The 12,318-nt window shown below is 55.9% G+C and carries 10 protein-coding genes; 4 read left to right on the plus strand and 6 right to left on the minus strand.

Translation table 11 applies throughout. From position 1 onward, the window contains the following. Position 1: 1 nt before the first annotated feature. Together gatC and AC2D8O_RS01955 are read left to right on the plus strand one after the other, a co-directional pair. Positions 2-295 carry an Asp-tRNA(Asn)/Glu-tRNA(Gln) amidotransferase subunit GatC gene (gatC, locus tag AC2D8O_RS01950; RefSeq protein ID WP_484677095.1) on the plus strand — a complete coding sequence of 98 codons (294 nt, stop codon included), beginning with the start codon at positions 2-4 and terminating at the stop codon, positions 293-295. Beyond that, positions 295-1,350 (plus strand): NHL repeat-containing protein, encoded by a 1,056-nt coding sequence (locus tag AC2D8O_RS01955; RefSeq protein ID WP_484677096.1) that lies wholly within the window; start codon positions 295-297, stop codon positions 1,348-1,350. The genes gatC and AC2D8O_RS01955 overlap by 1 nt, the downstream gene beginning before the upstream one ends. A 15-nt stretch (positions 1,351-1,365) precedes the next feature. On the opposite strand, the gene AC2D8O_RS01960 is transcribed toward AC2D8O_RS01955, so the two are convergent. The 3 genes from AC2D8O_RS01960 to AC2D8O_RS01970 all read right to left on the minus strand — a co-directional run bounded on the left by AC2D8O_RS01960 (position 1,366) and on the right by AC2D8O_RS01970 (position 4,546). Continuing rightward, the gene (locus tag AC2D8O_RS01960; protein WP_484677097.1) at positions 1,366-3,585 is read right to left on the minus strand and encodes a SpoIIE family protein phosphatase; all 2,220 of its coding nucleotides are present in this window, start codon (positions 3,583-3,585) and stop codon (positions 1,366-1,368) included. Positions 3,586-3,663: 78 nt separating this feature from the next. Further along, on the minus strand, positions 3,664-4,020 hold the full coding sequence (locus tag AC2D8O_RS01965) for a hypothetical protein (RefSeq protein ID WP_484677098.1): 357 nt from the start codon (positions 4,018-4,020) through the stop codon (positions 3,664-3,666). A 25-nt stretch (positions 4,021-4,045) separates the two neighbouring features. Next, positions 4,046-4,546: a methylated-DNA--[protein]-cysteine S-methyltransferase gene (locus AC2D8O_RS01970; RefSeq protein WP_484677099.1), complete on the minus strand. Its 501-nt coding sequence runs from the start codon at positions 4,544-4,546 to the stop codon at positions 4,046-4,048. A gap of 96 nt (positions 4,547-4,642) precedes the next feature. Between AC2D8O_RS01970 and AC2D8O_RS01975 the strand changes: the two genes are divergently transcribed. Both AC2D8O_RS01975 and AC2D8O_RS01980 read left to right on the plus strand, forming a co-directional pair. Continuing rightward, positions 4,643-6,100 carry an LptF/LptG family permease gene (locus tag AC2D8O_RS01975; protein WP_484677100.1) on the plus strand — a complete coding sequence of 486 codons (1,458 nt, stop codon included), beginning with the start codon at positions 4,643-4,645 and terminating at the stop codon, positions 6,098-6,100. A 98-nt stretch (positions 6,101-6,198) separates the two neighbouring features. Next, the gene (locus tag AC2D8O_RS01980; protein WP_484677101.1) at positions 6,199-7,938 is read left to right on the plus strand and encodes an ATP-binding protein; all 1,740 of its coding nucleotides are present in this window, start codon (positions 6,199-6,201) and stop codon (positions 7,936-7,938) included. A 32-nt stretch (positions 7,939-7,970) separates the two neighbouring features. Here AC2D8O_RS01980 and AC2D8O_RS01985 read toward each other — a convergent pair whose 3' ends face one another. The 3 genes from AC2D8O_RS01985 to ybeY all read right to left on the minus strand — a co-directional run bounded on the left by AC2D8O_RS01985 (position 7,971) and on the right by ybeY (position 12,318). Beyond that, positions 7,971-9,776: an Ig-like domain-containing domain gene (locus AC2D8O_RS01985; RefSeq protein WP_484677102.1), complete on the minus strand. Its 1,806-nt coding sequence runs from the start codon at positions 9,774-9,776 to the stop codon at positions 7,971-7,973. A 93-nt stretch (positions 9,777-9,869) separates the two neighbouring features. Next, on the minus strand, positions 9,870-11,771 hold the full coding sequence (mnmG, locus tag AC2D8O_RS01990) for a tRNA uridine-5-carboxymethylaminomethyl(34) synthesis enzyme MnmG (protein WP_484677103.1): 1,902 nt from the start codon (positions 11,769-11,771) through the stop codon (positions 9,870-9,872). A gap of 127 nt (positions 11,772-11,898) precedes the next feature. Beyond that, positions 11,899-12,318, minus strand: coding sequence for an rRNA maturation RNase YbeY (ybeY, locus tag AC2D8O_RS01995; protein WP_484677104.1), 420 nt, complete (start codon positions 12,316-12,318; stop codon positions 11,899-11,901).

Consider the following 12,318-nt stretch of genomic DNA (forward strand, 5'->3'; position numbering starts at 1 on the left):
CATGAACGTATCGGACGAACTGATCGACAAGCTGTGCAACCTGGCCAAACTGGACTTTGAGGGCCCTGAGCGCGATACGATTCGGAAGGATCTGGATCGAATGCTGGCGTTTGTTGAGAAAATCGGTTCCTTGAACACCGATGCGGTGGAGCCACTCATCCACATGACAGAGGAGGTGAACCACCTCCGCGCCGACGAACCGCGGGTTGATATCAGCCACGCTGACGCGCTGAAAAACGCACCCAAGCACGACTCGGACTACATCCGCGTACCCAAAGTGCTGGACAAAGCCTGATGAAACGGCATTTGCTGCTCTTCTTTGCCCTGGGTGCCGGGCTTTTGGGTGCAAGCAGCTGCTCTGTACTTCCAGCTGAAGAAGCAACCGCCGCCGCCCCCAGCTTTTTCAACGGCATACTGATACCCGTTGCCGGAACTGCGGGTGGCAATGCCAGCGATGTCGCCTTTCTCAGCCGCGGCACAGCCCGCCTCACACTGGGTGCCTACCGCACTGTAAACAACGCTGCCACTGGAGATGACGGACGTTTTGGTGCATTGTACAATGGCAGGCTGTACATCGCAGTAGAGAACAGCAACCTGCTGAAGACTGCCAACGCCCAAAACCTGCAGAACCAGGGCGACATTGCGCTGACACTGCCTCACAGCATAGCCGTATTTAGCGATACCCTGGGCCTGATAGCCCAAGGCAGCGCAACATTGGATACCAATGGCAAACTGTTTGAACTGAACCCGAGCCTGAACGCCGTTGGCACCACACCCAGAGACCTGGATCTGCTGGCCGACCAGTTCTTGGCCTTGCGCGACACCGTATACCTGCTGCCCGACATCCGAGCCAACAACCGCCGCATTGGCCGTTATGTCCTGCGCGGCAGGGTGCTGCTGCCCAGCTGGAAACTGGCCAGCACCCCAACAGGCGCAGCTACAGACGCTTTTGGCCAACTGTGGGTGGTGTGCAGCAACACTGCACGCCTGCTACGGCTGAGCACCACCGACGGCAGCATACTGCAAAACATTGCCTTACCCGATGCCGCAGCTCTGACTGGTGAGATGGTGAGCAACAGCAGCCGCACCCAGCTTTTTTTCCTGGCAGGGCGTGTGCTGTATCGGTTTACGCCGGGCAGTGCGCCAGTGGCCCTTATCACTTTGGCTGGACGCCAGCCGCTGCACCTGGGATACGACCCCGTGAGCAATCTGGTGTATGTCAGCGTGGTAAACGTGAATACAGACCCAGAAACTACCGCAGCGCGCATGCTGCGTATCAACCCTGGCACTGGTGCCCTGCAAGATTCCTTCGCACTGGGCATACGACCGGGTCGCTTCCTGTTCCAATGACGAACAGGCGTGCTGTCAGTCGAACTGAAAACTGATGCGTGCACCGAAGATGGTAACATCGTCTATCTGACGATTGGTGCGGCGCCAGCGCTCAAAATGCCGCCACAACAGTTCGCCTTGGGCCTGTAAAGGTGCTTCCTTGCCTACCTGCTCCATCAGATCGTAAAAACGCTGTGCGCCCAACCTGCGGTTTGCCTGGCCACCCAACTGGTCACGGTAACCATCGGTATACATGTAGAGTGTGGTCGGGGCGGTAATGGAAACCGTGTGGTTCGTGTATTCCCGGCGGTGAAGGTCGGCCATCGGCCCGCCTACGGAAAACCGGTCGCCTTTGAGCACATTGAGATTGCCCTCTTCGCTCAAGAGCGCGACCTGTGCATTGGCACCAGCGAAACAGAAAGATTGGTTATCGTGATCTATTGCCACCACTGCGATATCGATTCCGTCGCGGTTGGGCGTGTAGTCCTGGTTCAACACCTTGCGCACCCCCTGATGCAGGTGCTTCAGTAGCTGAGCCGGATCTGTAATGTGGTTGTCTACCACCACCTGATTCAGCAGTGAATAGGCAATCATTGTCATAAGTGCACCCGAAACGCCATGGCCCGTGCAGTCGCCCAGAACAATGAGTTGCAGGTGTGTGGACCGGTGTACCCAGAAGAAGTCGCCAGAGATTGACTCACACGGTTTCTCAAGCAGGAAATGGGGAGGCAGATACAGCATCAGGCGTTCCGGCGTGGGCTTGATAACCTGCTGTATCAGACTGGCATAGGTAAAGCTCTCCTGGATGCGTCGCGCCTGTCGCTCAATCTGCTCATAGGCGCGCTGCAAATCATCGTTCTGTGTTTTGATTTCCTGCACGGCCGCCTCCAGTTCCTGGTTGTAGGCGACTACCTCGTTACGCTTTTTTCTAAGGAGTTCATTGGTGCGGGTGCGCTCGCGCAGATAACGATAGAGTGTCCAGGCCATTCCGGATACGAGCACAAGAACCGCAGCGAGTGAAACTACCAGAATGCGGTCACGGCTGCTTTCTGCATCCTGTCGCTGGCGATCAAGTGTCAGACGTTCTATTTCCTGCTGCTTCTCCTGGAGCTGATACTGCGACTGCGTGACTTGGAGTTTGCGGATGATTTCAGACTGGTTAAGCGAATCTGAAAGCCGAATGTGCTGCTGGCTGTAATAGTAGGCTTTGGGGAAGTCTTTCTGCTGGGCATACAGACGCGACAGAATCAGAGATGTTTCTGCCTTCTGTCCCAAACCCACTTCTTCCAGTGGCAGCGCATAAGACTCCTGGGCATAGTTGAGCGCGGCCAGCACCTTACCACTCCTGAACTCAAAGTTGGCAGCTTCATTCAGCGCCATGGCCATCCGAGAACTGCCTACTGTTGCCCGATAGATTATCAACGACTGCTGCATGAGGCTACGGGCCAACGGTATGTTTTTACGTTCCTCTTCCAGACGAGCCCGGTTAATCATCACGAACGCCTCGCCCACGCGGTCGCCAGCTGCTCGAAAGTGCCCCTGCGCCTGTGTCAGGTGGTTTTCTGCTTCTTCGTTCAAGCCTAAGATAAACTGGCAATAACCGATGTTGTTCAGCTCAGTCCCCATATCTGACCGGCTGTTCAGATCTTTGAACAAAGCATACGAACGACGATAATACTCGATAGCACCGGCAAGGTCCTGTTGGCTTCCCTGTATGTGGCCCAGATAATTGTACAGTGAGGCTAACCCATAGGGATCAGTGTTGCGCTGGAAAAACGAGAGTGCCTTGAGGTATTCATTGAGGGCTTTCAGCAGGTCGCCCTCTTCCTTCCAGATGGTGCCACGTTCTGTAATTGCCCGACCCACCATGAGAGAATCTTTGGCAGCGCCCAACACCAGGAACGCAGTGTCCACCATCTGGTGCGCCTGCTGGTATTTGCTGCTGAGGCGATAGGCACGGGCACTCTGGAGGAGCGCTGCCAGTTCAGAGGGCTCGTCGCGCAGCTCGCGGGCCAGTTTCAGGGCCGATTGTGCCTGTTGCTGGCAGGCTGCAAGTTTGCCCCGCAGTTCATAGGTGTAGGCCAACTCCAGCTCGGCTTTCAGCAGCTGGCGTTTGTTGCGCTGCAAAGGAGTAGGATCCACTGGGCCGCGTGCCTCCGTTATTGGAGTATTTGCCTGCGGATAAGCAGCATAGGGCTGCACGGCAAACACCGCAGCCACACCATAACCCACCCACTTGCGCACGGAGAGGAACATTGCTCCTGTTAAGCTAATGAATTATCAGGAGCCTGACCGTCAGACGCTGCTTTTTTCAGCTTAGAGCAAACATTTACCTCATGCAGGAAACCGCCACCAGGCAAATGGCAGGCGAGTGAGCAGATAGGCCTCGTTATGCTGGTGCGCATAGGCCTCGCGCTCGAACCACAGTGCATGATAGGCCGCTTTGTGTCGCAGCCCTGAAAGCCTTAACAGCAGGTAACCGCCGAAGTACAGGAGGTAGAACCCCACAATGAGTGTTTCGAGCTGCTGGCGATGGTGTATTCGCTCGTGCCGGATGAGTTCCACGTGGGCAGGTGTGGCCAGATGTCTCACAGCTGTATCAGCCACCAGCACGACGCCCGGGAACACTGCTACCGCCTGTGCTGAAACCAGACGGCAGAACCAGCGTGCGGAAAGAATGAGCGGTTTCACCCAGCCAAGATAAGAGCGGGCTGGGTCAGTCGAACAGATTCAGTTCGAGGAGACGGGCTTTGCCCAGCATCTGTGCCTCGTGGTTCAGCAGCCAGCGCTTGCGGGGCAAACCCCCACCATAGCCTGTGAGTTTGCCGTCGGCACCAATGACCCGATGACAGGGAATGAAAATCGGAATGGGGTTGATGCCGTTTGCCTGACCCACTGCACGGGTAGCGTTTGCATTCCCCAGTTGGTTGGCAATGTCCAGATAGGAGACCGTCGAACCGAGTGGTATGGCCGAGACATACTCCCATACCTGCTTCTGAAACTCAGTGCCCGCAGGATTCAGGGGCAGAGCAAAGGCTTTGCGGGTGCCTGCAAAATACTCCCGCAACTGCTGAAGGGCTTCACGAATCAATGGCGACTGCTGTTCAGCGATGCTGATTGCACCGGGCCTGTCATCGAACCGGAGGGCCGTAATCGCCCCGTTCGCTGCTTCCAGCGTAAGAAGGCCGATGGGTGACTGCCACTGAACACGCTCCATATCAGCGAATTTACCTACGGACAATCGGAAAGTCTATAACCATTTAGGAGGATAACCCCCAGAAAAACATGGCCTTTCGTAGTTTTGCATTTCCACATGAAATTTCTCCGGCTGAAGAAACTGCACCTGCTGATGATCCGCACATTTGCGGGGCCCTTTCTGGCTGGGTTTTCGGTAGCGCTCTTTATTCTGGTGCTGCAGTTCATTGCGCGGGAAAAGGACAACATTTTCGGCAAGGGCTTCTCGATGGATGTACTTGCCCAGCTGGTGGGGTATGTAGCACTGGCCCTGATGGTACCCGCTCTGGCCCTTGGCATTCTGCTGTCTTCGCTAATGGCAATGGGGAAGCTGGGCGAGAACTACGAACTGGCTGCCCTCAAAAGTTCAGGTATCAGTCTGCTGCGTGTCATGCGGCCCATGCTGTTCATTGGGGCCATCATCTGCGGCGGCGCCTTTCTCATTTCGTTCTACGCCACACCCTGGGCCAACCTCAAACTCTACAGTCTGTTCTACGACCTGAAGCAGGCCAAGCCCACCTTTGCCATGCAGCCGGGTATGTTCAATTCGCTCATCGACGGCTATACCCTGCGCATGGGGTCGCGCAACCCGACAACTGGCCGTATGTACGATGTGCTGATTCTGGACCACCAGAACCAGCTGGGCCTTCAGAAAACCATTGTCGCCGACAGCGCCGACATGGATATCGACAACACCACTTTCTACCTGCGTATGCACCTGTACAAGGGCCGACAGATAGAAAAGGCACAGCCGACCAGTAACCAAGCCAGCCAGCTGACTGTCTCGGTTGTGAAATTCGATACTCTGAACTATAAACTGGATCTCTCGGGTTGGGGTTTGCGTCGTACCGATGAACAGCTGTTTACCTCACACCATTACATGCTGTCGGTACATGAGCTGGACCATGTCATCGACTCGCTGCGACAGGCGAATCGCCGGCAGTATCTGGACGTCGAAAACATGATGGAGCCCATTCTGCACACCAACAGACTGCTGGCCGACAGCGTACAGACACAGATTGTTCCACGTGTAGGTGCCATTCCCGACACATTGCGCCGTTTGTTGGCCAAACCAACCGCTCCCATGCTGGAGGCAGTTGCGAACAACATGCGGGGCATCAAAAGCCAACTGGGCTTTTCCAAAGAACTGCGCCGCCAGAACCTGGAGCGCATGTGGTCTGTAAACACAGAATACCATCTGCGCTACACCATGCCGCTGGCCAGTCTGCTGTTTCTGGTCATTGGCACCTCTCTGGGTGCCATCATCCGCAAAGGCGGCCTGGGCATGCCCGTGCTGATGTCGTTGGTGTTCTTTATCTTCTTCTACCTGCTGATGACTTACGGCAAAAAGCTGTCGCAGGAGGGAGTATGGCCATCGTGGATGGCCGTGTGGCTGCCCATTTATGTGATGCTGCCTATGGCCATCTACCTGGCCTACCAGAGCGCTACAGATTCGGCGCTGTTTGACCTCAGCGCCTGGAAGCTGCTGTGGGAACGTACCAAAGCACGCTTTGGCAGCCGCGGCGCCACTGCCTGAGCCACGTGAAACCTGCACACTGCGTGCAACCCTGTGTGCGGGGCTGTATTCTTTTGCCTAGCTTCGTTCACAGCGAAACACCCTCCCTTTCCTTCCTCATGAACCAGTTACCCGCCTGGGTACAGCAGTTTGCTCGGCTGTACTTCACCAAGACCATTTCGCAGTTCATTCTCCATGGCAACATTGTAGACTTTGTGCGTCATGCCGGAGCCGATGGAAAAGCCGATTACCTGCGCCTGAAAGACTACCTCCAGAACGAGCTGTTCAAGAAGCGCGACATTGTGGTGTCGTATGACCGCGCGGCGGGCATTACCTTCAAGAATGCCGATATGCGCAAGGATTTCCTCCTCAGCGTATCGGCCTACGACACCCTGCACGGCACCACGTTCGCCAAAGGCCTGCCCCGCGATCCTGCCAGAGCCTTTGCCATTCTGGAAAACTATTTTCGTGTGCGACTGATGGACGGCAAAAAGATTGCCTTCCTCATCGACTACGCCGAAACGCTGGTGCCGATGGGTCAGGCCAGCTACACCAGTGCCGAAGACCGCGCCATTCTGGTGTACCTGCTCAAGTGGGCCAAGGAAAGCCTGTTCATCAACTCGGATATGACCACCGTGCTGGTGGCCGAGAGCATGAACGAGCTGAACCAGAGCTTGGTGCGCAACCCCTACACGGCCGAAATCGAGATTTCCTACCCCAGCGAAGAAGAGCGCTTCCTGTTCATTCAGCACATGACCCAGCTGCATCCCAAACTGGCCAACGGCATGCTGGAGATGAGCCTTGAGGTGTTGGCCAAGAATACCGCTGGCCTCACCCTGGTGCAACTGAAGACACTACTCGCCGACGTAATTGAGAACAACCGCCCCTACACCTTCAAGGAACTGATGGAGCGGAAGAAGGACATCATCGAGAGCGAAGCCGGGGGATTGCTGGGCTTCGTGGAAACGAAGTTCTCGCTGGACAACGTAGCTGGGCACAAGTACGCAAAGCAGGCCCTGCGTGCTGCTGCCGCCGCCCTCAAAGCTGGCCGGCAGGATGTACTGCCGATGGGCTATCTGGTGAATGGCCCGGTAGGCACTGGCAAAACCTTCCTCGTCAGCTGCTTCGCCTCTGAGATTGGCGTACCGATGGTGGAACTGAAGAACTTCCGAAGCCAGTGGCAGGGTGTCACCGAAGCCAACCTGGAGAAAGTACTGAAGATCCTCAAGGCCATGAATCCGGTGTCCGTGATGATCGACGAAGCCGACGCCTACCTGGGCAACCGCAACAGCAGCGGCGATAGCGGTGTCAGCTCACGTGTGTTTTCGATGATTGCCAGCTTCATGTCGAACACCGAGCACCGCGGAAAAATCATCTGGTTCCTGCTGACAGCACGCCCTGACCTGATGCCTGTGGATTTGAAGCGCCAGGGCCGCGCCGAAGAGCACATTGCCCTCTTCTACCCCGAAACTGTGGAAGAGAAAAAAGAACTACTGGAAGTGATGCTGCGCAAGACGAAGATCGACAGTCTCAAGCCAGATGACTTCGACAGTTCGTTCTACGAAAATCTGAAGATCAACAGCGGTGCTGACATGGAGGCCGCACTTACCCGCGCCAAATTCCGTGCTGCCTCGCTGGGGGTAGATGTTGTAACGGTAGAAATTGTAAAACAGACGTTCGACGACTTCATCCCGCCCACCTATCCTGAAGAAGTGGAGCTAATGAACTACGTGGCTGTACTGGAATGCACCAGCAAAGAGCTGCTGCCCGAACGTTTCAAGCACATGAGCCGTCAGGAAGTAGTGGAAAAAGTAGCCCAACTGAAAACGCGGGTAAAAACGTCCATTGCAGAAGCCTGACCTGCCTGCCTGCAAAAACAGAAGAGCAGCCCTTACGGCTGCTCTTTTCCTTTTCGGCTACCCTGGCCCCTTCCGGTGGGGCTCTGGCCATCTTTATTGCGGACAGGTGCCTCGCGCGTTTCACCAGCCGGATTGGTGGGCCTTGAAGCAGCGGGCGCCCTGCCTTTGGCGAGGTCTGCTGGAGTAGGAGGGAAGTTGAGTTCAAAACCCTCCTGATCCCATCCAGCTCGCACCTTCACTGCCTCGGGGTAGATGTAAACTGCCTCGGGCATACGGCGCGGATTCAGCCATCCAGTGGTCCACTCACCATTGCCGTCTGCATCCACCACCACTCGAATGGTATACGTGCCCGGCAGCATGGGTGCAATGCTGAAAGTATTCCCACGGCGCAGGTAGCGAGTCTTGCGGTCTTCGTGCACGAACTCCAGCAACAACGGTTCGGCGCGCTGGGTGACTACTCGGCCCGAGAGCGTGCCATAGTCAATAGGGCGAGGTTGGGTAATGGGCTTGAATATGAACTTGGCCACTCGGAAGCTGTCGGCACTGAGCTGCAGGGTATCAATCCAGAGCGATGCCTGTGCTCTGATTGGCAGCTCCTGGGGCACGTAGAGATGCAGGCGGTAGCCGTCTGGACGAATCCTCAGCCCAGCCAATGGTTTGCCGGAGGTATCACGGAAAACCGAATCTGGCACCATCTGCGATGGAAATGGCGACTCAGCAGTTACTATGAACTCGAAAGGGTTGTATGGGTTCTGAACTGGGTCACTTACAACCCAGGTTTTCTTGAGTCGGCCCGAACGGATCTTGAAGGTCAACAGGGTGTCCTTACCTGCATTTCCGAGCGTATCGACCATCCCGGTAACACGCAGGGCAATGGAGTCGCCCAGCGTCTGGCCCGAATGCACCAGAACTTCGTCGCGCTTGCCTTTGTAATGGAAACCTGAGGTATCAGAGGTCCAGCGGCTGCTGTCACCATACAGAACAGCTGTACCTCGCCTTACTGCCTCAGAAAAACGGATTACCAGGTTCCGGGGGTTCAACACTTCCACTTCCTTCACCCTGGGACCAATGGTATCAGGGCGGAAAGCATAGAGCACGGGCTCGGTGGGTGCTACACCTGGCTGTACGCTAATATCTTGATTTTCAGCGAATGCAACCGACTCTGTAGGCTGGCTGTAGCTGAAACTTCTGTCGGTATCAGTGAAAGCCAGCAGGCGATAGGTACCCGGTTTTAGATAAGCAAACTGAAACTGCCCTGCACTGTCGGTTACGGCGGCAAACTGAGGTCGCAGACGTGTGTACCCTTTCCGTGCAGCTACACTGTCAGGGTTGAAGAGCCCAACCATCATACGGGGCAGACCCAGGCCTGTGAGGGGCGACACCACCCTACCGGCCAACTGTAGGGTATCTATTCTGTTACCCGGGGAAAACGCATACAGCACAGGCGCAGCCAGTGGATTGCTTTCATTCAGGTCGCTCAGCTCTGTACTAAGGGTCACTACATAGGTAGCACTGGTATCCAGCGTGGTGGGATCCAACTCGATGATGAGCCGCTTATTGGCTACATAGATCTCTGGTTGGGTAGGGGGCACTGGCGAGATGAATACCTGCTGCTGCAGGCCATCTCCTTTGATAAACTCATCGAAGGTGAAGACGATGCGATTGCCCTTGAAATTGCGGGTCTCAAGTGGAGGGTCTACAGCCACCACAATCGGGCCCTTGGTATCCTGTGGCCCACCGGTTGGAACTCCGGTTGTAGCACAGGAACTCAACAGGCTGAGAACAGAAACGCCTGCCAGACCAAAGGCCAGCAGGCGGTATGCTTTGAGTACGGACATCCTTGACGGAGGTAGTGCAGGTATCACTGCAATTCTGCAATTAACGCAAATGTTCTGACAATGCAAGCCAACTGAAGGCCCTGAGAATCGATTCTAGCGGCCTATGTGCACCAGGAGTACGGAAATATCGGCGGGATTAACGCCGGAAATCCGGGCGGCTTGGCCTATGCTTCGAGGCTTGATCTGGGTCAGTTTCTGCTTGGCCTCGTTGCTCAGTGCGGTAATCCGGCTGTAGTCGAAGTTCTCGGGCAACAACTGGTCTTCGAGGCGCGCCATCTTGGCTACCATCTCAGACTCTTTCTCAATGTAGCCGGCGTACTTCAGCTGTATCTCGGCCTGCTCCACACACTCAGCATCCAATTGTGCCAACGCCTGATTCAGTGGCTCCGATACCTTGCGCAGGCCTTCCAGCGTCACGTTGGTGCGGGTGATGAGACTGCGCAGCTTCGCTTTCTCGCGCAGCGGAGCCTCTCCAATACCGTCAAAGTATTGGCTCACTTCGTCGGGGGCCACCTTCAGTTCGTCCAGCAGCGCCGATATCTGGGCAACAGCTTGCTGCTTCTGTTGTACGCGCGCCAACCGCTCGTCAGATGCCAGGCCTATTTGGTGTGCCTTCTCAGTCAGACGCAGGTCGGCATTGTCCTGCCGCAGCAGAATACGGAACTCCGCGCGGCTGGTGAACATGCGATAGGGCTCCTCGGTGCCTTTGGTAATCAGGTCGTCGATGAGCACACCGATATATGCCTTGTCGCGGCCCAGAATAAACGGTTCGGCTTCGCGTACCTTCAGGGCCGCATTGATGCCCGCCATGATACCCTGTGCGGCGGCTTCCTCGTACCCGGTGGTTCCGTTGATTTGCCCGGCGAAATACAGGTTCTCGATATGGCGCGTTTCCAGCGTGTGGCGCAGTTGATGCGGCGGGAAGTAGTCGTACTCAATGGCATAACCCGGACGGAACATCCGAACATTCTCGAAGCCCTCGATATGACGAAGGGCCTCGTATTGCACTTCTTCGGGCAGCGAAGACGAAAAACCGTTGAGGTAAATCTCTACTGTATTCCAGCCCTCAGGTTCTACAAACAGCTGGTGCCGGTCTTTCTCGGCAAAGCGGGTAATCTTGTCCTCGATACTGGGGCAGTACCGCGGGCCCACCCCTTGTATGCGGCCAGCAAACATGGGGCTGCGGTCAAACCCTGTCTCCAGAATCTCATGCACCCGGCTGTTGGTGTAGCCGATGTAGCAGGGCAGCTGACGGGTAAGACGCGGCGTCTCGGTGTAGGAGAACTTCTCGGGCTGCTCGTCACCGTCCTGTACTTGCAGCTTTTCGTAATTGATGGTGCGGCCATCCAGGCGGGGTGGGGTGCCCGTTTTCATTCGCCCGGTCTCAAAGCCAGCCTGCGCCAGTTGCTCGGTCAGCCCGGTAGCGGCGCGCTCACCACTGCGGCCGCCTCTTGCCTGACGCTCACCCATGTGGATGACACCGTTCAGGAAAGTGCCGTTGGTCAGTACTACCGTTTCCGAGTGGAAGGTCTTGCCCATTGCCGTCACCACACCGCGGCACACATTGTCGTCCAGCACCAGTGCAGCCACCATGTCTTGCCAGAAATGGAGATTGGGGAGGGCTTCCAGTTGCTGGCGCCACACTTCGGTAAACCGCATACGGTCGCTCTGGGCGCGGGGGCTCCACATGGCTGGCCCTTTGGAGCGGTTGAGCATCCGAAACTGCACGGCCGTCTGGTCTGTGACAATGCCGCTGTATCCCCCAAGGGCGTCAACTTCGCGCACGATCTGTCCTTTGGCCACACCTCCCATGGCAGGATTGCACGACATCTGGGCAATCTTGGTCATGTCCATGGTGATGAGCAAGGTGCGGCAACCCAAATTGGCAGCGGCAGCGGCAGCTTCACACCCAGCATGACCAGCCCCCACGACAATCACGTCGTAATGGTCGGGGCTTTTGTACTGCTTGTTGAGAGGGGAAAGAGAGGAGTTCATGAATGATGACCGAACCGGCGCTTAATCAACGCAAATGCGGGGGAAATCGTGTGTGATGGGGTGGGGTGTTCCACGTGGAACGGTATACAACTGAGCCATGAAATCGCAGCAGGTGTTCCACGTGGAACTAGAACATGCGCAGATTGAGCGAGAAATCTTCCTGTCGGCGCATTTCTTCTTCCTTCTCGTCGGTTACATCGTCAAAGCCTATCAGGTGCAGAACACCATGTACCATCACGCGGTGCAGTTCGTCAATGAACGGAACACCAAACTCCTTCGCGTTCTCCCGCACACGGTCTACCGAGATATAGATGTCCGAAACCAGCTTGCGTTCAAACTGCGAGTAGTTGAACGTAAGAATATCGGTGTAATAATCGTGGTCCAGATACTTCTTGTTCAGGTACAGGATGTAGTCATCGGTACCGAATATGTAGTTGATCTCGACAATCTCGTAGCTGTGGTGCCGCACCACTGTATCCAGCCAATCGGTCGTCTCCTGCACAAGGTCCAGACGCCAGGGAGTGTCTTCGTAGATATAGGAAATCAT

The organism is Pontibacter sp. T17 (assembly GCF_057219875.1).

Bases quoted from the DNA above. Each gene is read 5' to 3' on its own strand.
- gatC (WP_484677095.1), top strand. From the start codon at position 2: ATGAACGTATCGGACGAACTGATCGACAAGCTGTGCAACCTGGCCAAA.
- AC2D8O_RS01955 (WP_484677096.1), top strand. From the start codon at position 295: ATGAAACGGCATTTGCTGCTCTTCTTTGCCCTGGGTGCCGGGCTTTTG.
- AC2D8O_RS01960 (WP_484677097.1), bottom strand. From the start codon at position 3,585: ATGTTCCTCTCCGTGCGCAAGTGGGTGGGTTATGGTGTGGCTGCGGTG.
- AC2D8O_RS01970 (WP_484677099.1), bottom strand. From the start codon at position 4,546: ATGGAGCGTGTTCAGTGGCAGTCACCCATCGGCCTTCTTACGCTGGAA.
- AC2D8O_RS01975 (WP_484677100.1), top strand. From the start codon at position 4,643: ATGAAATTTCTCCGGCTGAAGAAACTGCACCTGCTGATGATCCGCACA.
- AC2D8O_RS01980 (WP_484677101.1), top strand. From the start codon at position 6,199: ATGAACCAGTTACCCGCCTGGGTACAGCAGTTTGCTCGGCTGTACTTC.
- AC2D8O_RS01985 (WP_484677102.1), bottom strand. From the start codon at position 9,776: ATGTCCGTACTCAAAGCATACCGCCTGCTGGCCTTTGGTCTGGCAGGC.
- mnmG (WP_484677103.1), bottom strand. From the start codon at position 11,771: ATGAACTCCTCTCTTTCCCCTCTCAACAAGCAGTACAAAAGCCCCGAC.
- ybeY (WP_484677104.1), bottom strand. From the start codon at position 12,318: ATGATTTCCTATATCTACGAAGACACTCCCTGGCGTCTGGACCTTGTG.